At 55.1% G+C, this 24,285-nt stretch carries 25 protein-coding genes; 16 read left to right on the top strand and 9 right to left on the bottom strand.

Annotated elements, in window-relative coordinates; translation table 11 throughout:
- Positions 1-43: 43 nt before the first annotated feature.
- Positions 44-1,324, bottom strand: coding sequence for an urea ABC transporter substrate-binding protein (urtA, locus tag ACR0MO_RS18960; protein ID WP_480892809.1), 1,281 nt, complete (start codon positions 1,322-1,324; stop codon positions 44-46).
- 361 nt (positions 1,325-1,685) lie between these two features.
- Here urtA and ACR0MO_RS18965 point away from each other — a divergent pair, with 361 nt between their 5' ends.
- The 10 genes from ACR0MO_RS18965 (at position 1,686) to ACR0MO_RS19010 (ending at position 9,457) form a co-directional block, all read left to right on the top strand.
- Positions 1,686-2,540, top strand: coding sequence for an urease accessory protein UreD (locus tag ACR0MO_RS18965; RefSeq protein WP_480892812.1), 855 nt, complete (start codon positions 1,686-1,688; stop codon positions 2,538-2,540).
- 1 nt (position 2,541) lies between these two features.
- On the top strand, positions 2,542-2,844 hold the full coding sequence (locus ACR0MO_RS18970) for an urease subunit gamma (protein ID WP_480892815.1): 303 nt from the start codon (positions 2,542-2,544) through the stop codon (positions 2,842-2,844).
- 15 nt (positions 2,845-2,859) lie between these two features.
- Positions 2,860-3,021 carry a peptidase M23 gene (locus ACR0MO_RS18975; RefSeq protein WP_480892818.1) on the top strand — a complete coding sequence of 54 codons (162 nt, stop codon included), beginning with the start codon at positions 2,860-2,862 and terminating at the stop codon, positions 3,019-3,021.
- On the top strand, positions 3,018-3,323 hold the full coding sequence (locus tag ACR0MO_RS18980; RefSeq protein WP_480892821.1) for an urease subunit beta: 306 nt from the start codon (positions 3,018-3,020) through the stop codon (positions 3,321-3,323). The genes ACR0MO_RS18975 and ACR0MO_RS18980 overlap by 4 nt, the downstream gene beginning before the upstream one ends.
- Positions 3,323-5,032: an urease subunit alpha gene (ureC, locus tag ACR0MO_RS18985; protein ID WP_480892823.1), complete on the top strand. Its 1,710-nt coding sequence runs from the start codon at positions 3,323-3,325 to the stop codon at positions 5,030-5,032. Before ACR0MO_RS18980 ends, ureC begins: the two co-directional genes overlap by 1 nt.
- Before the next feature lie 18 nt (positions 5,033-5,050).
- Positions 5,051-5,503, top strand: a complete 453-nt coding sequence (gene ureE / locus ACR0MO_RS18990; protein ID WP_480892825.1) for an urease accessory protein UreE — start codon at positions 5,051-5,053, stop codon at positions 5,501-5,503.
- Entirely contained in the window at positions 5,487-6,140 is a 654-nt protein-coding gene (locus ACR0MO_RS18995; RefSeq protein WP_480892827.1) for an urease accessory protein UreF, read from the top strand. The genes ureE and ACR0MO_RS18995 overlap by 17 nt, the downstream gene beginning before the upstream one ends.
- Positions 6,137-6,787 (top strand): urease accessory protein UreG, encoded by a 651-nt coding sequence (ureG, locus tag ACR0MO_RS19000; RefSeq protein ID WP_152460009.1) that lies wholly within the window; start codon positions 6,137-6,139, stop codon positions 6,785-6,787. The genes ACR0MO_RS18995 and ureG overlap by 4 nt, the downstream gene beginning before the upstream one ends.
- Before the next feature lie 929 nt (positions 6,788-7,716).
- Positions 7,717-8,538, top strand: a complete 822-nt coding sequence (locus tag ACR0MO_RS19005; protein WP_480892830.1) for a type IV toxin-antitoxin system AbiEi family antitoxin domain-containing protein — start codon at positions 7,717-7,719, stop codon at positions 8,536-8,538.
- Positions 8,528-9,457 (top strand): nucleotidyl transferase AbiEii/AbiGii toxin family protein, encoded by a 930-nt coding sequence (locus ACR0MO_RS19010; protein ID WP_480489152.1) that lies wholly within the window; start codon positions 8,528-8,530, stop codon positions 9,455-9,457. Before ACR0MO_RS19005 ends, ACR0MO_RS19010 begins: the two co-directional genes overlap by 11 nt.
- A gap of 141 nt (positions 9,458-9,598) precedes the next feature.
- On the opposite strand, the gene ACR0MO_RS19015 is transcribed toward ACR0MO_RS19010, so the two are convergent.
- The 7 genes from ACR0MO_RS19015 to ACR0MO_RS19045 all read right to left on the bottom strand — a co-directional run bounded on the left by ACR0MO_RS19015 (position 9,599) and on the right by ACR0MO_RS19045 (position 16,857).
- The gene (locus ACR0MO_RS19015) at positions 9,599-9,880 is read right to left on the bottom strand and encodes a type II toxin-antitoxin system RelE/ParE family toxin (protein WP_480833259.1); all 282 of its coding nucleotides are present in this window, start codon (positions 9,878-9,880) and stop codon (positions 9,599-9,601) included.
- Positions 9,877-10,161 carry a CopG family ribbon-helix-helix protein gene (locus ACR0MO_RS19020; RefSeq protein ID WP_480892833.1) on the bottom strand — a complete coding sequence of 95 codons (285 nt, stop codon included), beginning with the start codon at positions 10,159-10,161 and terminating at the stop codon, positions 9,877-9,879. Before ACR0MO_RS19020 ends, ACR0MO_RS19015 begins: the two co-directional genes overlap by 4 nt.
- A 119-nt stretch (positions 10,162-10,280) precedes the next feature.
- Positions 10,281-11,351 carry a helix-turn-helix domain-containing protein gene (locus ACR0MO_RS19025; protein ID WP_480489157.1) on the bottom strand — a complete coding sequence of 357 codons (1,071 nt, stop codon included), beginning with the start codon at positions 11,349-11,351 and terminating at the stop codon, positions 10,281-10,283.
- Between the two features lie 177 nt (positions 11,352-11,528).
- Positions 11,529-12,497 (bottom strand): plasmid partitioning protein RepB, encoded by a 969-nt coding sequence (repB, locus tag ACR0MO_RS19030; RefSeq protein ID WP_480892836.1) that lies wholly within the window; start codon positions 12,495-12,497, stop codon positions 11,529-11,531.
- A complete protein-coding gene (repA, locus tag ACR0MO_RS19035; protein WP_480508913.1) occupies positions 12,497-13,681 on the bottom strand; it encodes a plasmid partitioning protein RepA in 1,185 nt (394 codons plus the stop codon). The genes repB and repA overlap by 1 nt, the downstream gene beginning before the upstream one ends.
- A 366-nt stretch (positions 13,682-14,047) precedes the next feature.
- Positions 14,048-15,103, bottom strand: coding sequence for a tyrosine-type recombinase/integrase (locus tag ACR0MO_RS19040; protein WP_480892839.1), 1,056 nt, complete (start codon positions 15,101-15,103; stop codon positions 14,048-14,050).
- A gap of 419 nt (positions 15,104-15,522) precedes the next feature.
- Complete coding sequence (locus ACR0MO_RS19045; protein WP_480892841.1) at positions 15,523-16,857, bottom strand: tetratricopeptide repeat protein; 1,335 nt, start codon at positions 16,855-16,857, stop codon at positions 15,523-15,525.
- 99 nt (positions 16,858-16,956) lie between these two features.
- Here ACR0MO_RS19045 and ACR0MO_RS19050 point away from each other — a divergent pair, with 99 nt between their 5' ends.
- From ACR0MO_RS19050 to ACR0MO_RS19060, 3 genes are read left to right on the top strand one after another with little or no spacing between them, the layout of a single operon-like run.
- Positions 16,957-17,190 (top strand): hypothetical protein, encoded by a 234-nt coding sequence (locus tag ACR0MO_RS19050; RefSeq protein WP_480584271.1) that lies wholly within the window; start codon positions 16,957-16,959, stop codon positions 17,188-17,190.
- A gap of 10 nt (positions 17,191-17,200) precedes the next feature.
- Positions 17,201-18,667, top strand: a complete 1,467-nt coding sequence (gene gntH / locus ACR0MO_RS19055) for a guanitoxin biosynthesis MBL fold metallo-hydrolase GntH (protein ID WP_480584269.1) — start codon at positions 17,201-17,203, stop codon at positions 18,665-18,667.
- Between the two features lie 12 nt (positions 18,668-18,679).
- Positions 18,680-19,660: a CobW family GTP-binding protein gene (locus ACR0MO_RS19060; RefSeq protein WP_480892844.1), complete on the top strand. Its 981-nt coding sequence runs from the start codon at positions 18,680-18,682 to the stop codon at positions 19,658-19,660.
- Between the two features lie 347 nt (positions 19,661-20,007).
- Here the strand turns inward: ACR0MO_RS19060 and ACR0MO_RS19065 are convergent, their stop codons facing one another.
- Positions 20,008-21,246, bottom strand: coding sequence for a tetratricopeptide repeat protein (locus ACR0MO_RS19065; RefSeq protein WP_480892847.1), 1,239 nt, complete (start codon positions 21,244-21,246; stop codon positions 20,008-20,010).
- A gap of 118 nt (positions 21,247-21,364) precedes the next feature.
- Between ACR0MO_RS19065 and ACR0MO_RS19070 the strand changes: the two genes are divergently transcribed.
- The 3 genes from ACR0MO_RS19070 (at position 21,365) to ACR0MO_RS19080 (ending at position 24,203) form a co-directional block, all read left to right on the top strand.
- The gene (locus ACR0MO_RS19070; protein WP_480584263.1) at positions 21,365-21,727 is read left to right on the top strand and encodes a hypothetical protein; all 363 of its coding nucleotides are present in this window, start codon (positions 21,365-21,367) and stop codon (positions 21,725-21,727) included.
- Positions 21,728-21,760: 33 nt separating this feature from the next.
- On the top strand, positions 21,761-23,389 hold the full coding sequence (locus tag ACR0MO_RS19075) for a sulfatase-like hydrolase/transferase (protein WP_480892851.1): 1,629 nt from the start codon (positions 21,761-21,763) through the stop codon (positions 23,387-23,389).
- A 67-nt stretch (positions 23,390-23,456) separates the two neighbouring features.
- Positions 23,457-24,203, top strand: a complete 747-nt coding sequence (locus ACR0MO_RS19080; RefSeq protein WP_480892854.1) for a hypothetical protein — start codon at positions 23,457-23,459, stop codon at positions 24,201-24,203.
- Positions 24,204-24,285: the final 82 nt, after the last annotated feature.

The following is a 24,285-nucleotide window of genomic DNA, read 5'->3' on the forward strand; positions in this document are numbered from 1 at the left end:
GTCTTGGGGCAAGGCGGGCAATCACACCCGCCTTGCGTATCGTTTAGTAGTTCGACAGGGTCTGAACGCAGGTCTTGGTCTCGGTGTTGTACATACCGCAACCCAGTTCTTTCCAATCCGATACCAGAACCGCCGATTCCGGCAGGAAGTCGGTCCAGGCGTCGCCTGGAACAACATCGGTTTCGCTGATGATGTCGAACTGGCCGTCTTCCTGAATCTCACCGATCAGAACCGGCTTGGCCAGGTGGTGGTTCGGCAGCATGACAGCAGTTCCACCGGTCAGGTTCTGGAATTCCTGCCCGTACATGGCGGCGCGCACATCGTCGACTTCGGTCGAACCGGCCTCGGTCGCGGCGTTCACCCACATGTTGAAGCCGATGTAATGCGCCTCCATCGGGTCATTGGTCACGCGCTCGTCGCCCATGGTCGCTTTCCATGTTTCAACGAATTCAGCATTGGCATCGGTATCCGCTGACTGGAAGTAGTTCCACGCCGCCAAATGGCCGACAAGGTTGGTGGTATCCAGACCGGACAGTTCTTCCTCTCCGACCGAGAACGCAACGACCGGAATGTCATCTGCTGAGACGCCCGCAGCGGCCAGTTCCTTGTAGAAACCAATGTTGGCGTCACCGTTGATGGTCGAGATCACGCCGACCTTCTTGCCATCCGCACCCAGCGCAACAACGTCCGCCACGATCTTGGACCAGTCAGAGTGCCCAAACGGGGTGTAGTTGACGAAGATATCCTCGTCCGCGATGCCCTTCTGCTTCAGATAGCTTTCCAAAATGTTGTTGGTGGTGCGGGGATAAACATAATCTGTGCCTAGCAGTGCGAATTTCTCAACGCCCAACTCGTCCAGGAAATAGTCGGTCGCAGGGATTGCCTGCTGGTTCGGCGCGGCACCAGTGTAGAAGACGTTCTTGGACGATTCTTCACCCTCATATTGAACCGGATAGAACAGCAGGCCGTTCAGTTCTTCGATCACCGGCAGAACCGACTTTCGGCTAACAGACGTCCAGTTGCCAAAGATCACATCCACGTCATGCACGCTCAGCAGCTCACGCGCTTTTTCAGCAAATAGCGGCCAGTCGGATGCGGGGTCGACCACCACGGCCTCAAGCTGCTTGCCGAGCAGGCCGCCCTTGGCGTTTTGCTGATCGATCAGCATCAGCATGGTGTCTTTCAGCGTGGTCTCCGAGATCGCCATAGTGCCCGACAGCGAATGCAGTACGCCAACCTTGATGGTGTCTTCTGCCGACAAAGCAGCGGTTACCATGGCGGCGAAGACGGTCGATCCGGCGAGCGTGGATTTGAGAAATGTCATTAGATTCTCCTGGCGGGGCGAGCACAGAAGCCTTGCGTTGACACGCCGTCTTCTACTACCTGATCCCCGCAACTGTATGTTGCGTTACGTGTGGCGGTTGTGTCCGAGGTCCAATTCGCGCAGCCGTCACACACCCCTGGGCGTTTTCCCCGTGGTGGGCACCCATACGGTTTCTGCATTGCGGCGAAGTTGGCAAATCGGCAGCCGGACATTCCCGATCATTCGGCACTTGTGCTCAAATTTTCGGCGAAAGTCCGGAGGATTGCCCAAGAAATAATCTGCTGCTCTGAAAAACGGACAGGATTCGCTGTTCGGGAATAGAGTTTTGACAAACAAGCGCTGAAACAGGCGGCACCGAACGTTGTCCCGCAGGTGCGCCATTACACATCACGCCACGATATCGCCCCCCAAGGCCACGACGCCGCCACGCGCACAGGGCGCAGTTCGGCTGAGCGTCAAGCGTTATCGCAAAGCCTCAGTTCTGGACGAGTTTCGCCAGTCGGGATCGTTCAAGTGCCTGTTCCCCCGAACCGACGGGGATGCGCTGGACGTCGTGTTGCTGAACACTGCGGGCGGGATCACAGGCGGCGATTCGTTTCGATTGCAGGCTCAGGCGGGTAAAGGCACAACGTTGACCTTGACCACGCAGGCCTGCGAGCGCGCCTATAAGGCCAAGCCCGGCCCGTCAGGGCAGGTCGTCAATCACCTGATAGCCGCACCGGGCGCGCGGCTGAACTGGTTGCCGCAAGAGACGATCTTGTTCGACGGCAGCGCGCTTGACCGCCGTTTGCAAATCGATCTGGCCCCGGATGCCAGCGCGCTGATGGTCGAGCCGCTGATCTTCGGGCGGATGGCCATGGGCGAACGCCTGACCGATATCCGCCTGCGCGACCGGATCGAGATTCGCCGGAACGGCGCGCCCCTGTTTCTGGACGCCTTGCGGTTCAGCGGCGATCTGCAGACGCATCTGGCCCAGCCCCATATCGCCGGCGACGCAGGCGCGATGGCTTTGGTCGCCTTCGCCTCACCCACGGCCCAAGGCCAGTTGGACGCGATCCGTCAGATGCTGCCCGACACCGCCGGGGCCAGCTTGCTGCACCGTGATCTGCTGGTGATCCGAATACTGGCCCAAAACAGCCTTGCCCTGCGCCGCGCGCTGCTGCCGGTCCTGTGGCAACTGAACAATAATACGCTTCCCCGATGCTGGACAATCTGACATGAACCTGACGCCCCGAGAAAAAGACAAACTGCTGGTCGCCATGGCCGCCGAGGTCGCCCGCAAGCGGCTGGCCCGTGGTGTCAAGCTGAACCACCCCGAGGCGATTGCCCTGATCACTGACGCAGTGGTCGAAGGTGCCCGCGACGGGCGGGCGGTCGCCGACATGATGCAAGCCGGGGCCGAGGTGATCACCCGCGCGCAATGCATGGAGGGCGTGCCCGAGATGATCCACGAGGTTCAGGTCGAGGCCACCTTTCCCGACGGCACCAAGCTGGTGACTGTCCACAACCCTATTCGCTGACAAAGGAACCCTGATATGACCCGTATGCTTTTCCCCGCTTTGATCCTGGCTGGCCCCGCCGCCGCGCATAATGGCACGCATATCCATGCACATGGCACGGACTATGCCGCTTTGGCCGTGGGCCTCGCGGTGGTCGCGCTGGCCGCTGTTGTTTTGGTGGTGAAACTAAACAAATGATCCCCGGCGAGCTTTTCCCTGCCGAGGGCGAAATCACGCTCAACCCGGGCGTTGAACCGGTGACGCTGATGGTGGCCAATACCGGCGACCGCCCAATTCAGGTCGGCTCGCACTATCATTTCGCCGAAACCAATCCCGCACTGGAATTCGACCGCGCTGCCTCCCATGGCCTGCGTCTGGACATCGCCCCCGGTACCGCTGTGCGGTTCGAACCCGGTCAGGCCCGAGAGGTCTCGCTGATCCCAATCAGCGGCGCGCGCAAGGTTTACGGGTTCAATCAAATGGTCATGGGGCCACTCTGATGCCAGCAAAAATCAAACGCTCTGACTATGCCGCCATGTTTGGCCCTACCACGGGAGACAAGCTGCGGCTGGCCGACACCGATCTGGTGATCGAGGTAGAACACGACCTGACCGTCTATGGCGAAGAGGTCAAATTTGGCGGCGGCAAGGTGATCCGCGACGGGATGGGGCAGTCTCAGGCCACCCGGGCCGAAGGGGCCGTGGATACGGTCATCACCAATGCGCTGATCTTGGACCACTCGGGTATCTACAAGGCCGATTTGGGTCTGAAAGACGGGCGCATCGCCAAGATCGGCAAGGCCGGGAATCCAGACACGCAGCCCGGCGTCGATATCATCATCGGCCCGGGAACCGAAGCTATCGCGGGTGAAGGGCGCATCCTGACCGCGGGCGGGTTCGACAGCCATATCCACTTTATCTGCCCGCAACAGATCGAAGACGCGCTGCATTCCGGTCTGACCACCATGCTGGGCGGCGGCACCGGCCCTGCACATGGCACGCTGGCCACCACCTGCACCCCCGGCCCCTGGCATATCGGGCGGATGCTGCAGGCGGCTGACGCCTTCCCGATGAACCTGGCCTTTGCCGGTAAGGGAAACGCTTCGCTACCCGCTGCGTTAGAGGAACAGGTCAAGGCCGGGGCCTGCGCGCTGAAACTGCACGAAGATTGGGGCACGACACCTGCGGCCATCGACTGCTGTCTGTCGGTGGCCGACGCGATGGACGTGCAAGTGATGATCCACACAGACACGCTCAACGAATCCGGGTTTGTTGAAAATACCGTGGTGGCCATGAAGGGTCGCACTATCCACGCCTTCCATACCGAAGGCGCAGGCGGCGGCCATGCGCCGGATATCATCAAGATCTGCGGCGAAAACCACGTTCTGCCGTCATCGACCAACCCGACGCGACCTTTCACCGTGAACACGGTCGAAGAGCATCTGGATATGCTGATGGTCTGTCACCACCTCGACAAATCCATCCCCGAAGACGTGGCCTTTGCCGAAAGCCGTATCCGGCGCGAGACAATCGCGGCCGAGGATATCCTGCATGACATGGGCGCGTTCAGCATCATCGCGTCGGACAGTCAGGCCATGGGCCGGGTCGGAGAGGTTCTGATCCGCACATGGCAGACCGCCGACAAGATGAAGAAACAGCGCGGTCGCCTGCCCGAGGAAACCGGCGAAAACGACAATATGCGCGTGCGCCGCTATATCGCGAAATACACCATCAATCCGGCTATCGCCCACGGTCTGAGCCACGAGATTGGCAGTGTCGAAGAAGGCAAGCGCGCGGATCTGGTGCTGTGGAACCCTGCGTTTTTTGGCGTGAAGCCCGAGATGGTCCTGCTGGGCGGCACAATTGCCTGTGCGCAGATGGGTGATCCGAATGCCTCGATCCCGACGCCCCAACCAGTCTATAGCCGTCCGATGTTCGGCGCCTTTGGCCGCTCGGTCGAGAACTCGGCAATCACATTTGTCTCGGCCGCCGCGCAGGCTGACGGGATTGGCGATACGCTCGGGTTGGCGAAACAGACCGTCGCGGTGCGCAATACCCGCGAAATCGGAAAACAGGATTTGCTGCTAAACGATGCAACGCCGCAGGTAGACGTCGACCCCGAAACCTATGAGGTCCGTGCGGACGGCGAATTGCTTACTTGCCAACCCGCCGACGTGCTACCCATGGCGCAGCGCTATTTCATGTTCTGAGACAGAAAGAAGGCCAAGATGACCACCGCGATCAAAACCGCCCGCATCTATCACGATCACACCCACACCCCGGCCTATGCGCAAGTATCGCTGGACTATGACGGGCGCTTTCTGCGCCGCAAGATGCTGGCAACCGATGAGGGAGAGGCGTTTTTGGTCGATCTGGCCCAGACAAAATCGCTGGATCATGGCGGGGTTCTGGTGCTCGAAGATGGGCGCGAGATCGAGATCATCGCCGCCCCCGAAGCATTGCTGGAAGTCAGCGGCGACCATCTGCTGCAACTGGCATGGCACATCGGCAACCGGCACACGCCCTGCCAGATCGAAGCTGACAGGTTGCTGATCCAGTGCGATCACGTCATCCGCGACATGCTGACAAAGCTGGGGGCCGACATTCGTGAAGTTGTCGAACCATTTACCCCTGAAGGTGGCGCATATGGTCATGGCAGGACCCATGGCCACACCCACTAACGCTGACATCCTGATGCTGACTCAGTGGTTGTCCCCGGCCTATCCGGTGGGCGGCTTCGCCTATTCCCATGGGCTGGAAGCCGCGATCGAACAGGGCTGGGTCGCCAGCGCTGACCAGACAGGCGACTGGGTCGCGGCCGTGCTGCAACATGGCTCGGGCTGGAATGACGCTCTGTTTCTAGTGGCCGCGTATGACGCCGCTGACTGGCCCGCGTTGGCCCGGATCGACGCCACCGCCCGCGCCATGTGCGCTGGATCGGAACGGCTTATGGAAACCGATCTTCTGGGTCGGGCCTTCGGGTCCGTGACCGGAGATATCTGGGGGTTGGACCTACAGCACCTCACCTATTCGGTCGCGGTGGGCCGCGCCGCGCGGATGCAGAACCTGCCTCGTCTGCTGGTGACACAGATGTTCCTGCAGGCCTTCATGAGCAACCTGGTCGCCTGCGCAAACCGCCTTGTGCCTCTGGGTCAGACCGACGCGCAGCGATTGATCCGCGACCTGACGCCGCTCTGCGCCGATATCGCTGAAACAGCGCAGCAAACAGGTTTGAGCGAGCTGAGTTCAACCACCTTTATGACCGACATCGACACGATGCAGCACGAAACTCAATATTCAAGGATTTTTCGAACATGAGCAGTATGAACGGCCCCCTCCGCGTGGGCATTGGCGGCCCGGTCGGAGCTGGCAAAACCACTTTGACTGCCGCCCTTTCCGAAGCCCTGCGTGACGTCTGCTCCCTGGGTGTCATCACTAACGACATTTACACGCAAGAGGATGCTGAAGCCTTGATGCGGATGCAGATCCTGCCGCAGGACCGGATCATTGGCGTCGAAACCGGCGGCTGCCCGCACACAGCAATCCGCGAGGATGCCTCGATCAACCTCGCGGCTGTTGCTGAAATGCAGGCGCGCCACCCCGATGTAGATGTGGTGCTGATCGAAAGCGGTGGCGACAACCTGTCGGCCACGTTCAGCCCCGAGTTGGCGGACCTAACGATATATGTCATTGACGTTGCCGCGGGCGAGGAAATCCCGCGTAAGGGTGGCCCGGCGATCACGAAATCAGACATTCTGATCATCAACAAAACCGACCTCGCCCCCCATGTCGGAGCATCGCTCGAAGTGATGGAACGCGACGCGACACGTATGCGGAAAGGCCGGCCTTTCGTGTTCTCTGCACTGCGCCACCGTACGGGCGTTGATGCGATCGTCAGTTTGTTGGCGCAGATCGGAGGTCTGAAAACTGCAGATAGAACTGTAGCAGAGACTTTTGGCCATTGACGCGCGCCTCTGTCGATTGAATGACGACCGAACCATGTAGCTCGTAGTCCGCTAACAATTTCGTTCTTGGGCGCGGCGAACCGGCCCGATCGCCGATACAGTGCTTCGCCGCAAGGTGTCGTCCCGACACCCCCCGAAGATGAACACAATCGTCATCAATGGGTTATCTTCGGCAAGTCTCCGAAATAGCCCGTTTGCCTCGTTGCTCGATGGTCCACCGGTACTCGCAACCAGTCTTCGCCTTGCCTCAATTTTCCACTTCGAAATTTGTTGGCGTAACCTGACCGTGTTGACCAGTTTATGGGATATGGCCAAAGTATAGAACTCGCCTGAGCAATGGAATTTAGGCACTAGGCGGCGCGTTTGGGCGGCCAAGGAACTTAGTCATTTGAAGCAGCTAAGTCTGAGTACTCGAGTGCTCAGAACGTCCGAACTTGTGGACGAATTCGACCGACGCTGTGTGGAAACCTCTTTGGTTTTTAGGCGTTAGAGATTTTCTGCTGGTTTCCTTTGGGGGTTTAGGTTTCTGAATCATTTTTGGGGCCTATTGCGCCGGAGCGGGGTGGATATTGAGCTCTAATCGGCGTTTCCCGCCGCGCAATCTGAACGGTTCGCCGCGGATTAGGCCGGAATGGCGGTCAGATGCCCACGTACCCCGATCAGGGTGATCATCCGATTGATGTTATAGGCTGTCCGTCGTCGAATGACCGCTAAGCACGAGTACAAATGGCTTTTTCGCACCGACAGCGAAGGTCAGCTCCCCGCCCTTGGCACCGGAATCTTCCATTTATCCCGGGTATTCCGATGGGTTTCCGCATGGCGCTGTGTTTTTAATAATGTGTTATTTTCAGCGCTATAGACGCTTTAAAGATGTATTTTTCAAAGAAATCCTCTTGCCCTTTCTTTGAAATTATATGATTTAGGGCGTCATGAACGCTGGAAAATCGCAAAATCTGAAGAAAGTTCTCGACTCGGTGCCCGCTGGGTATCTCGTCGATGCCAACTGGCTCACCGCCCATGGCATAGCCTACGAAACCTTTCGCGACTATGTAAAACGGGGCTGGCTCGAACGCGTTCACCGCGGCGTTTTCCGCCGACCTGTTCCCAATCCGTCCGCATCAAACACCGTTGACTGGAAGGCCTGCCTGCTCTCAGTGCAACATATCATGGGCTATGATATTCATGTCGGCGGCAAAACTGCTCTCTCTCAACAGGGCTACGACCACTACCTGCGTTTGGGAAACAACGCCCCCATCTGGATCTATGGCCACAAAATACCCAACTGGCTCACGAAGCTGCCACTCAATGCACCTATAGAAACGCGCAATACGTCGCTGTTCACTGACCAGGCACCTGGTGTTACAAATGACGACCTAAAACCTGAAAACTCCCTCCCGTGGGACTGGCAACTGCGCATGTCGGCCCCCGAACGGGCGGTCATGGAAGCCATGGACGAATTGCCGGACCATGAGAGTTTTCACAACCTCGACATGGTGTTCGAGGGCTTGACGACGCTACGACCTAAGTTGCTCTCGGCGCTCTTGTTGAGCTGCAAGAAAATAAAAATCAGGCGCCTCTTCTTCGTTTTTGCGGATCGCCACAATCACCCCTGGCGCAAACGACTTGATGCTGACGCCTTCAACCTCGGGACGGGGGATCGAGCATTGGTCAAAGGTGGCCGGATACATCCGCGATATCGTATCATGGTACCGGAAGAGTTCGCCACGACAAAGGCAGAAAATGGCGCGTAGGAACTATGAATCCCAGGTCGCCCTTCTCGTGCGTGTATTGCCTTACGTCGCGAAGGAAGAGATATTCGCGCTCAAGGGCGGGACAGCAATCAACCTCTTCTATCGCGATCTACCGCGGCTCTCGGTTGATATCGACCTGACATATCTGCCGATCAAAGAGCGCGAACAGAGCCTCGCCGAGATCAACGAAGCCATGGATCGTATCGCTAAGTCGATCGAAAGGGGCATCAACGGGGCCAAGGCTCAAAGAATAAAAGGAGGTGGGGGCGGCGCCACCCGCGTGCTTGCGCGTCTGGAAGGTGCAGAAGTCAAAATCGAGACCTCGCCAGTCACGCGCGGCGTTGTTCACGACCCCGAAACCCGGGCGGTCTCCGACGCTGTAGCAGACGCGTTCGGCTATGCAGAAATGCAGATCGTCTCATTCGAAGATTTGTTCGGCGGTAAGCTCCACGCAGCCGTGGATCGCCAGCATCCACGCGATCTCTATGATGTAAAGCTTCTCTATGAACACGAAGGACTGACGGATGATCTGTTCCGGACTTTCCTGATCTACATCGCCTGTTCGGCACGTCCGGCACACGAATTGCTGAATCCCAACCTGATTGCCCTAGATCAACCTTATGTGCGTGAGTTCGAGGGCATGACTAAGTCAGCCGTCGGCCTGGATGACCTACTGACGACGCGCAACCAACTGATTGCGGATATCCAATCTCGCTTCGACAAACCCACCAGACAATTCTTGCTCAGTCTGCAGGATGGCGCGCCGGATTTCGCCGTAATAGATCGACCGCAGGCCGCCAATCTTCCCGCCGTGCGTTGGAAACTTCTCAATCTGGAGCGCCTAATCCGGGACAACCCAATAAAGCACGCCGAGCAGAGGGAAGAACTCGAAAAACTCCTAGGTCACCTCTTCGACTGATTGAAATTCAGAGTCCGACCTATTGAAAGTGCAGGCACATTTCCGACAATTGTGCAGAAGCTAGCAGTCGAACAACAAAATAAGTTCGGTTGCTTGCCCCCCACCCTGCCCGCCTGATGCCACCAATTTAAACTCCTGGTTTCAGTAATCCGTGCCCTGCCGGGTATCCCAGAGACGCAGAATTTCTATCTGGGTTGGCATTACACGATAGATTAGCGTAAATGGGGTTCGCGGTACTGAAAGCTCCCGTACGTCTTGGCGTGTGTCACTCGGGTGACCTGCATACGGGTTTGCTGCAAGAGTAAGCTGAATGGCTTTGAGCTGTGCTCGTGCCCTTTCGCTGCCTTCAGGAAAAACTGACGTGTAGTAGTAGCGGAACCATTGAATGTCCCGGGCCGTATCTTCGAGAAATACAATTTTCATTGGCTATTGGATTGCCCGCTTGCGACCGGAGCAGAGAGCTCATTCTCGGTATCCCAGCTATCTATCCAGGCATTCATTTCATCTGCCGTGATGAACTTACCTAGATCTGCTTTTTCGACAGCTGCATCAATGGCTGCTCGCTTTGCGGCCTTGGATGCCAACATCATTCTAATTGCTCGTACAGCGAGCTGCGCAGGCGGCCGATCTTCTATCGCAGCTTCTCGTTCCAGAGACTTTCTCAAGTCTTCATCAAGACGGATTGAATATGGGCTGGTACTCATCGCAATCACCTGTTTCCGGTATGTAGTACAATGTAATACATTGGCACTCTATTCTCAATAGACGTTGGCATGAATGTTATCTGTTGCTCTGAGCTCATGAGCGAGATGAGATTTCAAAGTTACGGCCCTCTCTTCTGTGGTTTCTTTGTGTTTTGCTTCAACAAAGCGAATGGCTGCGTGTCTCCCCCATCGATTTTGGAGGTCAGAGAAATCAAATAGGCTTGGTGGGATCTTATGTTCTCCGCTCGTTGGAAGATGTATCCCAAAACCATAAAACGGAGAGCAGCGCTATGTGTCGATTTCATAGCATACCAAGTTTGACCAAGTCGTAGGTAATCGGCGATATCGTCCATAAGGCGGTCACAATGCGTCTGATCCCGGGCGAAGCGAAGTTCGGAGCACAAGCGTGGAAAGCTGCGCTTCATTTGATCTGGAGAAACTTGAATCTGAGAATGTTTTTCTTTCTTAACTATCGGATTCAAAGAGTTCTCTTTATGCCCCTCAATTTCATGGTCATTGGCCCTCAAATTTTCTGTATCTGTCTGTGTTATTTCTGAGATTTCCACAGAGATTTCTGCCAATAGCTCGCAGAGTACATTCGCATCTGGTTTGCGACGCAGAGCATTGCGTACGGTGGTCATCAATTCGGAGACCGCGGTGTCATTTGCTACGAGTTCCCTAAGGCGTGCCAGAGCGGCGGAAACCTTGTCACGGAGTACAGTGAACTCCAGAACTCGATCAGCGTGCCTCTGGGCTTCCTGGATGAACTCAGGGTGCCGTTCAGACAAGGGCATCAAGGAGAGCCCAGTTGCGGTGACCACCCTGCCCTGTCGATCCCGGCGCGCCCATCGCTTACCGTTTGCGCTCATTACGCGGCGGATAAGTCCAAGCTCAACCAGCGTCGAGATATGACGCTCAACTGTCTGCACGCTGACATGCGTCCGTTTGGCGATCGCCGCGTTGGAAGCGAAGCAGATGTGATGATCATCTTGGTCCGCAGTAATCTGATCACCGCCCACAAAAGAAATCATGGCTCTCAGGACATTGAGAGTTGTGGATTTCAACCCAAGAGGTTCTCTGGCCTCTTCAACGGCGCGAAGAAGTATCCATTTTTTGGGTGTACTACTCCCCTGCCCTGCCGTCCCCGACAAGGTTGCTCCATTTGGAGCCAATGCTGCTACTGTTTTCATGATTATCTATCGGCAGACAAAAATTACCCGTTCGCTCAAGAGCGTTTTTTCTTGTGTGGCGATTCGGGTGCTGCTAGATTCTAGGTGTCTAATCTAAGAATTGCGCTTTGCGCAGCAGCCCTCGAAGCTCCGGTTTCGGGGGTTTTGTTTGTTTGCCTTCCTCCTTTCTGCTCGTCCTCAGTTCTTTTTCTCGGCGTTTACAGCTGTAAACTCAGCGTGTGAGCGCTTGATGATTTCAGCCATGTTTTTGTCCAACCAGCTAGCGAAGTCAGCGTTAGCTCCGGTCCTTTTGACCGAAACAGTTAGTGATCCGTTGGTGGATTTGATTGTAACTCCTTCAATTTGGCTGACTTCGGCTGCACCTTCTCTTTGTCGTGCACCACGTTTGGCAGCTGCTTTTAGGAGCATTTCCAGCCGATCATCTGACGACATTGATGGCTCAATGGTTGCAAGCAGGTTTGCCGCTTCATCTCCCGCCAGCTTGCCTGCAACGAAGTGTTCTGCAAGCATGGTCCATTTTGGGCGGCCTGATTTTGGGGCTGCGCCGATCATGTCACCAATCTTTGCAGGAACATGTTGCGTAACTTTTGTCAGGTGAGACAGCCCTGATTTCGAAAGGTTCAATACTTGCCGCACCGTTGCAGAGTCATGCCCGGAAGTCAGGATCGCCTCGGCGAAACGTGCTTTCTCGTAGAAGGAAAGATTGCGCCTCGCAGCATTCTCAAGCCCCTTGGCGAGTAGCGCCGAGGCATCGTCGATATCCTGAACATTGGCGCGGACCTTAATGCCAAGTTCACGACAGGCTTTCAGCCGCCTCCTCCCATAAATTGCCTCGTATCGGCCGTCGGATTTCGATTTTCTGACAAGAATGGGAACTTGTTGGCCACCGTCTCGGATACTCGATATCAAGCTTTCAAAGCTATCGTCTTCTTCGTCAGTGTTTACAGCTGTAAACTCACCAAGCCTATCGGCTGGGCCCCAATCGTCGATCAGGGCAGGGTCAATTTCCCTGATTGCGGCCAGAGAGCCTTGAAGCGCACCAAGTGCAGGGGCATTGGGTTTTGGGGTTTTGTCGATGGCCTTGGGGCTAGAGCGCGCGATGGTGTTTGCGATCCCTGACATCTCCTGAAGCGATTTTCTAGCCATTAGCCGCGTCCCCACGCTTGATGGATCATTTGCTCCACCTCAGAGCCGATCGCATCCATTGAGTTCTTTGCCCGATCATAAGTTGCGCGTGTCATTTCCGACCGCACGACCTCGTAAATTGATTGTTTGAGCATTGTGGCGTCACTGATTGCAGTGCTTTTGAGGGCCGTAGCTGACATAACGCGATCCTGAAACAGTGCTCGCATGAACGAAGCCAGTTGTTGAGACGGCACGTCTGTCGGCTCGTCACGCGTTATCAGGAACTTGAAGTTATCGTATTCGAGCGTAGCGCCAGCATCTTCAATGACTGCCATGTAAGCACCAGCGAGTTCGAGGAATTGAGCCGTCGAAGACACGTCCAGCATCGAAGGTGTCAGTGGCACAAGCAATGAACTGGCGGCGGCCATCCCGGCTATTGTCAAAAATCCGAGTTGAGGTGGGCTATCAATCAGAACTAGGTCAAAATCGCCTTCTACCTGGGCCAAGGCATTCCGTATTCTCGTAAAGAACGGATGGTCCGGGTTGGAGTGAACGGCAGATTCTGTCTCAAACTCGGAAAGAACAAGCCGAGACGGCGCCACAGACAGACCGGGGAAGTATGTCGGAAGCACAACGTCCGCCATATCTACCGGATCTTCATACCGAATAGCATCGTAGATCGTCAGTCCGTCAAACTCAATTTCCGGGCTGATGCCGCACATGGATGTAAGCGAGCCTTGTGGATCCAGGTCAACGGCCAATACACGGTAACCGCGAAGCGCAAAATAATGGGCCAGGTGAATTGTTGTGGTGCTTTTGCTGCTGCCACCTTTGAAGTTCATCAACTGCCAGACTTGGAGTTTCTCTCCTTCAGTCCGACGAGGGATATAGCGCCCCTTTTTGCGAGAGGTTTTCTCAAGCGTTTCGCGAGCCTCCCAAAGCTCATGGGCAGTATAGTAGCGTCGACCGCTACGTACGTCTTTTGGTTCAGGAATCGTTCCTTCTGCGTGGACCTTACGCATGAATTGACCTGAGACACCTAAGAGTTCGGCCGCTTCTGGGGCTGCAAAGTTGCGTAGTGACTTGGTGTTGTCAGGGGCAAATGCCGCAAGAAGATGTTCCCGGATGGCCGAGTTTAATCTCTCAGAAATTTCCGTGGCGAGAGCCGATGGTCGTTCTGCCGTAAGTGGTGTCACGGGAATCATGTAGTTGCCTCAAAATAAAGAATGTGGTCATTTTTGCGCCACTTGAGACAAACAGGCGTGATTCATTGTCCTAAGTCAAGGATTTTCGCTTATATTGTGGGTTCTACAAAGCTGTGAACTACATACGCTTTGCATCAAAGCAAAATGGTTTACAGCTGTAAACCTCGTTGAAGCGGTTCCCGGGCTTTTATAGCTGATGAAGTTCTGCTGTGCAAAAAGTAGGCATACACACAAAACTCTTCCGAATGCTCCGCCTCGAGTTGAGCTTTTCATAACGAGCAGTTGGCACAAAAGAAGAAACGGCTTGCGCACCAAGACAAGAAATAGGGAAGGGCAGGGGGCCAATTGAGCTGATTGCGTATTTCCTCACCCCAACAGGTCCGTCGCCGGGTTTTCTGCGATATCGACGTCGTCATAGTACTTCTGCGCCTGGGCCATGGAGCGGTGTAGCGAGAGGCGCATGGCAGCTTGGATTGGTGCGCCGTCCAGTGCGGCTTGGGTTAGGAACCCAGAACGCAGACCGTGCGGCGAGGCGAAGTCCTCCTGCAACCCCGCCAACTGGAGGCGATGTTTGACGATCTGATAGATAGCGTCCGGCGAAAGCCGACGTTTCAGCACACGATCCGCTTTTGAGACTGGTCTGAACAGTGGCCCGTTCTTAATCTGTCCAACCTCGATCCAATGGACCAACGCCTGGGCGGCGCGGCCTTTCAGCACCAGCCGCGGCGTTTCACCTTTGGTTGTCGTCTTGGTCTCCAGCAGTGAAATCCAAACCAGGCTTTTCTCGTCGAACTCCTTCAGCGAGACGTCTTCAAACATCAGCCCGGTGATCTCCGAGCGCCGTCTACCACCAGAAGCCCAACCCAGCATCAAGATGGCGCGGTCGCGGCAATCCCGGCGGCTGCCACGGCAGGTGGACAGCAGTTGCTCGAGGATGTCCCGGGTGATCGGGTGCTGCGATTTTGGGGCAGGGGGCCGGGCTGCAGCCCGGCGCGCCTTGGCACGGGCCTGCTTCACTTGGGGCGCACCGAAAGGGCTGGTCAGGTTCTTCATTCGATGAAAGGCCAGCCAGGAGGCGATGCGCCGGTCCAGCGTCGAGGGGGCAGGGCAGGCGAGGGACTTGCGCAGCCCCTGAGCAATCAGCGCTTCTGCGGTTTCGCGCGCCACATCCGTTTCTGGTGCGTCATTCAGATCTCGGGCGTGATCGAGAATGAAGGCGAGGGCGGTGGCCTCAGATTCCGGCCAGTCCAGCGTCGCTGCGAACCGCGCAGACTTCCAGGCGGTGACATAAAGCAGATCCCGTTCATATGCCCGCAGCGTGTTTTCCGGTGTGCCGCGCACATAAAGATCAGTGAGCGCCTCCTGATCTGTGTCCGAGAGGGCAGGGGCGGCGGCGGGGAGGTATGGGGCAGGGGGCCTCATGTCGATTTCCCCAAACCTGTAGACTGTTCTTGCTTGTTTTCACCATTTTTCATGGTTGGCCTCATGCTGGGTTGGTCCTTTAAGTGTAGGCGCGGACCAAATTTGTGCCGGTACTTGTTTACAAAATTGCAGGTTACTGTGCTGCATCTAATATGGTTTGCTGCCGGATCGGGGCAGGGGTCTACGGGTTACGGACCAATGCCGTCGCGAGTCCATTGGTTAAGGAAAACCGACAATGTACCCATTCTGCGTCAATTTGGGTCAGATTTCAAATATCATGATAAGCGGTACTTATCATGTTTAATTGATAAAAGCCGAAACTGGAAATGTTGTGAGCAAAAAGGTATGGAATTGCACATTAAGCGAATGGAGCCGTGCAAGGCATCATTTTTTCGATGAGTTGCGCGCGGCTGGATTTGTCAGTACTTTTTCAATGTTTCGAAAACTGCTTTGCGAGTTGCGTCGTCGTTTTGAAAAATCCTGTCGGTGAGAAACTCAGACGGAAACTCGGGCCAAGTCTTGCGCATTTTGTTAACGAGACGTTGTGCCTCTTCCGAGTTTCCCAGCTGATCCTGTGCAACAGCTTGGAATAGTAGGGAAGGAGCGCTGACAGGCGCACCTGCGGCTGGGGCGTCCTGAAAGGCTTCGACAACATTTTCGTAGTTGCCGAGCATAAGTTGCGACACGCCCCAGATGTTTCTTGCGCCAAAGCGGCCAGATCCTGATCTGGGTCTCTCCGGATTGCTAACTTCGGCGGCAAGTTCCGGGGCGTTAGCCATGATGGCAGTGATGCCTGCAAGGTCCAGAATATGGCCATTCTTCGGCGCAAGTTCGACGGACATTCTTGCGTATTTCAATGCCTCGTTTGGCTGGTTTTTGACAGCCAGCACCCAACCATTTGCGCCGTTTGCCCACGCATCAGCGGGGGACAATTCAAGCGCTTTTCCAGACATTTCTGAGGCTTGATTGAAGAGATCATCCCTTTGTGCTTCATCCGGTGACAACACCGCCAGGATCGCAAGGACCTGCGCTGATCCAGCATAGCCGTCGGACAGAGCCGGGTCGAGTTCCATCGCGTGCTGGAACATTCCCAGCGCTATTTGCTGACGCTTGACATCAAAAACGGGGAAAAGCATGCCGCGGGCTTGATCCGCAAGATTGGCTGCCTGGAGTCTTGTCAACGATTGTTCGCCAAGCGCCACACGTTCTACTTGTTCGATGGATCGAGTTGTTGGCACAACCTCCCTGTTATCCTGGCTCATCCAGATTCCAAGCACAGCGACTAATGCAAGAACACCCAGTCCGGCTGGCAGCAGCTTCAGCGAACGCCGCCACCCATCAGGCTCATCGCTGTCACAAGTACCTGACGCGCGGTTTTCGATTGTAGGTTCGTATGAAAACCGAGGCTTGTATCCGCCGGGGTCGACAAAGATGCGAACACCTTCACCGTCCCAGTGATCTTCGTAAAACGCGTGTAGCAGTCGACGCAGCCGCCTGGCTTCGACGCGAACGAGGTTTTGACTGCCAGTGCCATCAATGCGACGCTCATAGACCTCCACAGCGATAGCTTTACCTCGGATCTGATCGCTTCGACCCGATAAAGATTCCTCTACTATATAGGTTAGAAATTGCTTCAGGCGGGGCGAGGCTTGAAACCCTTCACTTGATACAATTTGATTCAGAGCTTCCCGGATGAGCTCCGGAGAAGGCTGTCCAACATGTTGATTTATTGGCAATTCGTTGGATTTGTTCAATGTCAACTCACCCCTAACTCACGGTGACTCACTTGGCCTTTGCGGTCAACCGCACTCATCTTGATTTGAGAATAGATAGTGGGTGTCGGGATTTTTCCAGTGACGGTGGACCTGATTGAAGAAATTCCAGAGCTTTCCGATGTGCTGTCGAGGCGCATCGAAACGGACGCGCTTCTCGGCGAGGTCATCGAAGACCTGAAGAAAGCATCTGCGTTTTCGAAAGACGCATCAATCACGGACGCCGAGCGCGCTGAATGGGCCCACATCAGATCTGAACTCGTGAAAGAACTTCGCCGGATGGTGAAGCGCAATCTTCATAACGACTCTAACTGAGGACCAATCCATGACCAAAGACGATAGTGGGAAAGACCAGGAAAACAAACAGGGCCAAGAGACAGACCAGATTGAAGATCCGTCGCGGCGGAACGTTCTGAAGGGCTTGGCCACTGGCGCAGCTGCAACGGGGGCAGCGGGGTTTGCGGCGGGGAGTGCCGAGGCGCACCAAGGCGACGGCCCACTCGGTGAATCTCTCAAGAATCCGTATGGTGGTCGGCCCGCAGGCGGCATCTCTCTGCCAGAGTATTTCCGCCCGACGAAGTACATGACCGGTTCAAACGCAAACTATTTTCCACTCAGTGAAGAGTTGGGCCCAGATGAGATGCGCATCTCGTTTTGTGGTTCGACACCTTATCCGCCGCGCGAAGATCAGGCAGGTACCTGCATCATGGTGGAACTTGGAAATGGAAAACGTTTCTTCTTCGATTTCGGATCCGGTTGTGTACGCAACATCATTGCCATGCAGGTGCCAGGACAGCTGATCAACGACATCTTCATCTCTCACCTGCATGTCGATCACTATGCCGACATTCCCTATATTTACCCCTTCCGTGCGTGGTCGGGTGGCTACACGCCGTTGCGCATCCATGGTCCGTCCGGTCGAACACCGGAACTCGGTACTGCTGGTATGGTCAAGGGCATGCAGCAGATGCTCAAGTGGCACCTCGAAGCGTTTGACGTGTTCCCCATCGGTGACGGTTACGAGATCGAGGTGAACGAGTTCGATTTCCGCCAAGAAGGTGGCATCGTATATGATCAGGATGGGGTCACAGTTCGGTCATGGCCTCGTAGCCATGCCAAAGACGGCGCAGTCGGGTATCGGCTCGATTGGAACGGTCTGAGCTTTGTATGGACCGGCGATGGTCGCCCGGATGAGCTTTCACGGAAATACGGCGAAGGCGTAGATGTCTTTGTAACCGAAATGTCGGGACAGGATATTGGTCAGTTGATGACCTACAAATACGGCATTCCACAGGATCTTTTTAACTATACTATCGATACGCATCACACCTCCCACTATGCCGTGGGTAAGCTCTTTGCTGACACAAGGCCGCGTTTGGGAATGGTGACACACTATACCCAGGACGAAGACATCGACGCCGAAATGCTGGCGGGCATTCGCGCTCACTACGACGGACTATTCCAATGGGGGCTTGATGTGGCTGTCGTCAACGTTACCAAAGATGCGATCTGGTACCGGAAGGCGGCGTTGCCCGGAAAATCTGGAACTGTTCCGCCATTCCGCGAACTGGCTGCGGCAGCTGAGGCCGGGCGCATTGAGCTTCCAGACGAAGTTACCTTGCCGAACCCAAGGCTCACCCGCGCAGATCAACAAGATCAGAAGTACCGGGATATGGAGATCGATCCGCGCGAATACTACCCGTCAGATGTCTTTCGTGCGCCTGGTGGGGAATGGCCCCAAAACTTCACGATCAAGGTGTCCGATGTAATCGGTCCGCGAGACGAGGACTAATAGGTGAGTGCCATGATTGAGTTTGGCTCGACCGCTGCTGTCCCAGTCACCATTCTTACCGGCTTTCTAGGAGCCGGTAAGACAACACTTCTAAACCGCATCCTGACCGGCAACCATGGATTGCGCGTGGCCGTTCTTGTGAATGATTTTGGATCAATAAACGTGGACGCCGACCTCGTGGTAGGTGTTGAAGATGACGTAATGAGTCTGGCGAATGGCTGCGTTTGCTGCTCGATCCGAGATGACCTGATCGAAACGGTGGAGGCCGTTCTCGCGCGCCCGGAAAAACCGGAGTACATCGTGCTTGAAGCAAGTGGAGTGTCGGACCCTTCGTCGATTGCGATGACTTTCACTGACCAACGGTTCCGGGACATGATCCGTTTGGACAGCATCATGTGCCTTGTGGATGCTGAACAAGTATTTGCTGCGCCCGAGCAGATGGAGCTGAAACTACGCCAGATCGCCTTCTCTGACATGGTTATCCTCAACAAGATTGATTTGGTTGACCGTACTACTGTTCAGAAGGTTCACGACTGGCTTGGATCAAGATTCCGTCGCTACCGACTTGTGGAGGCCGTTAACGCTGAAGTACCGCTCGACATCCTTTTGTCGGTGGGGCGTTTTGCCGCCAAGCAGCTAGATACCGAAGTACCAGATCATCACGAACATGGTCCCGGCTGTGGTTGTCCGAACCATGACCATTCTGCCCAGTTCACGACGACCTTCTTGCAATCCGAACGACCCGTCCCCTTGTCCGGACTGCGTGACGCGATCAAGCGTTTGCCTGGCGAGGTCTACCGGGTGAAAGGGTTTGTGCTATCCGAAGAGGATCCGGACCATCGGGTAGTAGTGCAAGTCGTCGGCAAACGCATCGACATTGCAAGAGAGGAGCCGTGGGGTAACCGCAAGCCCGAAACCCGTCTGGTTGCAATCGGAGCACCTGGAGCGGTTTCAGAAAGTATGCTGGAGGACGTGTTTCTCGAGCCAGTCTGATTGCGTGTCGGATTCATGCAAGTCGATATGGTGTGTGCTCGAAGCCCTAGTCGTCAGAATTCTCCTGTTGTGAAAAAGCGGTTCGCGCATGGGTCACGCTCACGCGCGGGCTGACCCGTAACCAACTGGTTGACCTTTGTGTCTTCGAACACCTAGCCCCCAAGGCACGGGCACCTTTGCTAAGAGCAACCATGACGTCCAGAGGTTTTACTTGACCGTTGGAAGGTACATAGAAAGCCGATTTCACATCGTCTGTTTCGCATGAATCAGGCATTGTGCAGTTGCTGAGCATTCGGTCTCGATGACATTGAGAGCAAATCTAGCGGCCAAAGTTCGAATTTACGCTCCTAGCCTGGTGGCTTCCAACTGGCCTGTCTCATTGCATTACCAAGGTCTTCCCCGTGTTTCGGATTTGCAAAAAGCTTCTCGAATAGCGCATCCACGCGACTGTCAGGCCACTCGCGTGAGAGTTGTTCCGATAGAGTCCGAGCTTCAGCCTGATTGCCCATCATCTGATGTGACGCAATTAGGTAAGCAACGGATACAGGTCCGACAGGGCCTCCTTTTTCCGTTGCTCGTTCAAAGGCTGACACGGCGCCTTCATAGTCCTTCATATGAAACTTTGCTGACCCCATCGCGTTCTGAAACACGTAACCCCGCTCTAGCTCGATTTTTGAGAGTGCGTCCTCGCTAATTTCTACGACTTGTTCAAATGAACCGGAAAAGAGCAGGACCAGCGACACGAACTCCAACACATGTACGTCGTGTGGTGCCAAACGCTGTGCTCTTTGTGCAAATTCTATGGCCTCAGGCCAGTTTCCCATGGCAAACTTGACCCAAGCCATTGCGGACTGGCTCCAACCCGTTTCCGGAGCCAACTCGATGGCCCTGTTGGCCCGAGCGTCGGCGTAGTTCAACATTTCCTTGGCTAGGTCGGCATCGGATGTCAGCACAGCAATTGTCGCAGCGACCTGCGCAGCGCCTGCATGGCCGCCGAAATAGGTGTCGTCGTTTTCAATTGCCCCCTTGAATATGGTTAAGGCCGCGTCAAGACGCGCAGGTTCCAAGGCCGGAAAGATCAGATCACGACCAGTATTGGCCAGATTTACAGCCTGAAGGCGCATAGGGGATGCATCAAAAATTGCGCTGCGCTCGTCACGACTCAGGCCATCGACTGGCGAGCCGACTGGATCGACTAGTTTTGTTGATAGCAACGCAACAGCAACTACAAAACAGGCTAGAACGAAGAGGCCGGCAACTCCAACGAACGGGCGACGCCAAGTGTTTGCTCTGATTTCCAGCCCAAACGGAGGAGGTTGAAGCGTCTCGGGCGACCTGACCAGAATCTCAGGAGCGTAGCCGCCCTTTGGCAGGTCGAATATCATGCCTTCTTCGAGACCATCTCCGGCATAGAATTCGGCAAGCTTGCGACGCAAGCGACCGGCGTCGACCCGAACGACGTTTTCACGGCGCGACATCTCTGAAGGGGTCCCACCATAGACATCCAAGGCGATAGTCTTGGCACGAATTTCGTCAGCTCGACCGTTGAGCGATTCTTCGACCACATACACCAGAAAGTCCTGCAATCGCTGCGAACCTGCGAAAGTTGAAGACCTGACAAGCCGCTGCAGTGCCGCCCGCACATCTTTGGGAGCAGGTGACCCGCTCTCATTCAATGTAGTAGATGTGTCTTTGGTTAATTCCATGTTTTCAGTAAGTTACGCATTAGATTACACCGTATTATGCCCCGATAAACCTTTTGTGAGAAGTGAATTCGACGAAAACTCAGCGAAGTTTGTTGATCCATCGAATGAGCCATCGCAATTGGAAGGTTACGCCTTTGATACCCTGTTTCCCGATCACCAATCCGCAATTGCGGATTTACGGCGCGTGGATACGGAATTCGATGAGATCTGCCGCGACTATCAGCTTCTTTGTGACGAGTATCTATCAATGAACATCGAGCCGGGAAGCAACTTAAACCAGTTCGCTAGCGATATCCGCGATACTCTGGATGGTCTTCGGGATGAAATCACCCAATCGTTGCGGCGCGCAGGAAAGATGTAATCCATAGGGGAAGGGATACCGATGAGATCAATATTGAAACATGCCACAGCCATGGTGCTGATGGCTGGCGCGGGTTTTGCCCAGGATGCGCCTATCATCCATGATGGCGAGTTTGAGTTCCTACGCGCACAGTTTGGCGAGCAATGGGATGCGCAGGACTCCGAGATTGAGGCGAAACTTGCCGAGATCCGCGACGCCAATGGCGGCCAGCCGCCCAATATCCTGTATATCCTGATCGACGATGTCAGCTTCGGTCAAATGGGTAACCGGACGATGAACTACGTCACAGGTTTCGACACGCCCAACATCAACGACTTTGCCAACGAAGGCATGTCCTTGATGAGAATGTATACTGAGCCATCCTGCACACCGACACGAACTGCTATGTTGACCGGTCGTCATCCGGTGCGCGCCGGTGTTGAAGAGGTCAAAGTTGCGCTGGTTGGCGAAGGTCTTGCAGCTGAAGAAGTCACGATTGCCGAGATCCTGAAGGAAGAAGGATACAACACTGCTCATGTCGGGAAATGGCATCAGGGCGATATTGAGCAGGCTTACCCGCACAATCAGGGTTTTGACTGGGCCGCATTCCCTTTGCATCAGCAGGTTCAACTCAGCCTGATGACACGGGATGCGATGGTTGCCAACAATATGCTTGGCTTCCATCCGTCCGGACAGTCCAACCAATTCCAGCTGGATGAGCGATTCAAGCCCTACGGTCTTGTAACCGGCGTTGAAGGGGAAGCAGGTGGCCTTGCTCGCGAAGTCGACATGGCGCCGGGCGAAGAATGGACACAGGCCAAATACGAAGAAATGAACCTGCGCTATCAGCGTCAGGCACTGGAACAGCTAGACCGCCTCGCCTCGCAGGACGACCCATTCTTTATGCAATACTGGCCACTCTATCCGCTGAATTTTGCTTATCCGGATCAGGCCGTTTCCCGCAATGGTGGCTTTCATGCCGACAAGTTGCAGGTTCTGGACGGCTGGATCGGTGAAGTACTGGCTAAGCTGGATGAAACTGGCAAGGCGGACAACACCATTGTTATGATTATGGCTGACAATGGCCTGATGTATCACTACGAAGGAACGTCCGGTCTGAACCAGTTGATTTATCGCGGCGGAAAGACGCAGCACCTCGAAGGCGGAGTGCGAACTGACGCGTTCATCCGCTGGCCCGGCGCTATCGAGCCAGGCAGTGCAGCAGGTGACATCGTACATGTCTCGGATTTGTTCACGACCTTCGTGCGGATCGCAGGCGCAACTGACCGCATCCCGCGCGACCGCGTGATCGACGGCATTGACCAGACGGCGCTGTTACTTGAAGGTGAAGGCAACTCGCGTCGTGACTACGTCTATGTGTACGAAGGGCCCGTATTGCGCTCGGTCGTGAAGCAAGAGTTCAAGATGCATTTGCCGGCCCCCGGTCAGCCCGGCGCTGCGGCCCCCGTGTTCAATGTCTATCGCGACCCGCGTGAAGAGCATCCGCTTGTCGGGTATTCACTATGGTCCGGTGCATCTTTCCAAGACATGGTGAAGCGCCATCAGAAGACCATTGCAAAGCACCCGCATCTGCCGCTGGGCAAGGGTGTGCCGTATGAAGGTATTGAGAATCTTCGTCCCGAAAGCGAGTTGACCCGAGAAGTCTTCTCCAGCTGGCAATGATGAAGGTAGAAGGCGGCGAGAACCTGTCGCCGTCTAACCTGACCATCCAACTTCTCCCAGGTGTATGATGTTACGCAACTTCCATTGTCTTGTTCCTCTGATCTATGCACTGGTCGTGGTAGGCTCTGCTTCCGAAGCTGAGGAAAACGCGTCAAATCCATTGGCTGCGGTTAACAACACCGACATTCGATATCAGTACTTCGATTTGGCAGGGGGTGCAGACCGTCAGGATGCCTTTGTCGAAGGTGCATACATGTTACGCCCCGATCTAAAACTAAAATACGAGCTCCACTACAATTCAACGAATACTACTGGCGAAAGGTTCAACGGGTTCGAAAAGACAAGCTTCAAGCTGATCTACTTTCCCTCACAGACACCCTTGAATGACACATGGACCGTCAAATCCGCACTTGGTTTGGAGTGGATCCTCGATTTTGGTGACCCTGACGAAGGCATCGGCACTGGGTCGGATCAGATAGCCCCATTTGGTGGGTTCGCTTTTGCAAACACTAATACTGGGCTGACTCTGATCCCTCTGGTCCAACACTTTGCTTCATATAACGGTTCGACCGATGTCAGCCAAACTGCGATGCGCCTTATTGCGCTACAGCCATTTGGTGACGGGTATTGGGCCAAAGCAGATATCAAGGCGCCATACGATTGGGAAAATGACGCGTGGCCCGCGACCGCCGAATTCCAGATCGGTAAGAACCTCAGCCCTGGAATTGCACTCTACGCAGATGTGTTGGTCGGTATTGGTGCTGACAGACCCTACGACCAAGGTGCCGGGATAGGTCTCAGGTTCAACTACTAAGCGCCGCCAATATGCAAGGAAACTCCGATGCTCCATCTCAGATCAATTAGCGCCCTCGTATTTCTGACCGGCGTATTATCTA

The sequence above is a fragment of the Ruegeria sp. K5 genome (genome assembly GCF_056531805.1).

Excerpts from the sequence above, each read along its gene's own strand:
- ACR0MO_RS19060 (WP_480892844.1), top strand. The coding sequence starts at position 18,680 with ATGATTGAGTTTGGCTCGACCGCTGCTGTCCCAGTCACCATTCTTACC.
- ACR0MO_RS18995 (WP_480892827.1), top strand. The coding sequence starts at position 5,487 with ATGGCCACACCCACTAACGCTGACATCCTGATGCTGACTCAGTGGTTG.
- ACR0MO_RS19020 (WP_480892833.1), bottom strand. The coding sequence starts at position 10,161 with ATGAGTACCAGCCCATATTCAATCCGTCTTGATGAAGACTTGAGAAAG.
- ACR0MO_RS19080 (WP_480892854.1), top strand. The coding sequence starts at position 23,457 with ATGTTACGCAACTTCCATTGTCTTGTTCCTCTGATCTATGCACTGGTC.
- ACR0MO_RS19070 (WP_480584263.1), top strand. The coding sequence starts at position 21,365 with ATGTTTTCAGTAAGTTACGCATTAGATTACACCGTATTATGCCCCGAT.
- ureC (WP_480892823.1), top strand. The coding sequence starts at position 3,323 with ATGCCAGCAAAAATCAAACGCTCTGACTATGCCGCCATGTTTGGCCCT.
- ACR0MO_RS19015 (WP_480833259.1), bottom strand. The coding sequence starts at position 9,880 with ATGAAAATTGTATTTCTCGAAGATACGGCCCGGGACATTCAATGGTTC.
- ACR0MO_RS19040 (WP_480892839.1), bottom strand. The coding sequence starts at position 15,103 with ATGAGGCCCCCTGCCCCATACCTCCCCGCCGCCGCCCCTGCCCTCTCG.
- ACR0MO_RS18975 (WP_480892818.1), top strand. The coding sequence starts at position 2,860 with ATGACCCGTATGCTTTTCCCCGCTTTGATCCTGGCTGGCCCCGCCGCC.
- ACR0MO_RS19010 (WP_480489152.1), top strand. The coding sequence starts at position 8,528 with ATGGCGCGTAGGAACTATGAATCCCAGGTCGCCCTTCTCGTGCGTGTA.
- ACR0MO_RS18980 (WP_480892821.1), top strand. The coding sequence starts at position 3,018 with ATGATCCCCGGCGAGCTTTTCCCTGCCGAGGGCGAAATCACGCTCAAC.
- ACR0MO_RS19025 (WP_480489157.1), bottom strand. The coding sequence starts at position 11,351 with ATGAAAACAGTAGCAGCATTGGCTCCAAATGGAGCAACCTTGTCGGGG.
- ureE (WP_480892825.1), top strand. The coding sequence starts at position 5,051 with ATGACCACCGCGATCAAAACCGCCCGCATCTATCACGATCACACCCAC.
- urtA (WP_480892809.1), bottom strand. The coding sequence starts at position 1,324 with ATGACATTTCTCAAATCCACGCTCGCCGGATCGACCGTCTTCGCCGCC.
- ACR0MO_RS18970 (WP_480892815.1), top strand. The coding sequence starts at position 2,542 with ATGAACCTGACGCCCCGAGAAAAAGACAAACTGCTGGTCGCCATGGCC.
- repB (WP_480892836.1), bottom strand. The coding sequence starts at position 12,497 with ATGGCTAGAAAATCGCTTCAGGAGATGTCAGGGATCGCAAACACCATC.
- ureG (WP_152460009.1), top strand. The coding sequence starts at position 6,137 with ATGAGCAGTATGAACGGCCCCCTCCGCGTGGGCATTGGCGGCCCGGTC.
- repA (WP_480508913.1), bottom strand. The coding sequence starts at position 13,681 with ATGATTCCCGTGACACCACTTACGGCAGAACGACCATCGGCTCTCGCC.
- gntH (WP_480584269.1), top strand. The coding sequence starts at position 17,201 with ATGACCAAAGACGATAGTGGGAAAGACCAGGAAAACAAACAGGGCCAA.
- ACR0MO_RS19005 (WP_480892830.1), top strand. The coding sequence starts at position 7,717 with ATGAACGCTGGAAAATCGCAAAATCTGAAGAAAGTTCTCGACTCGGTG.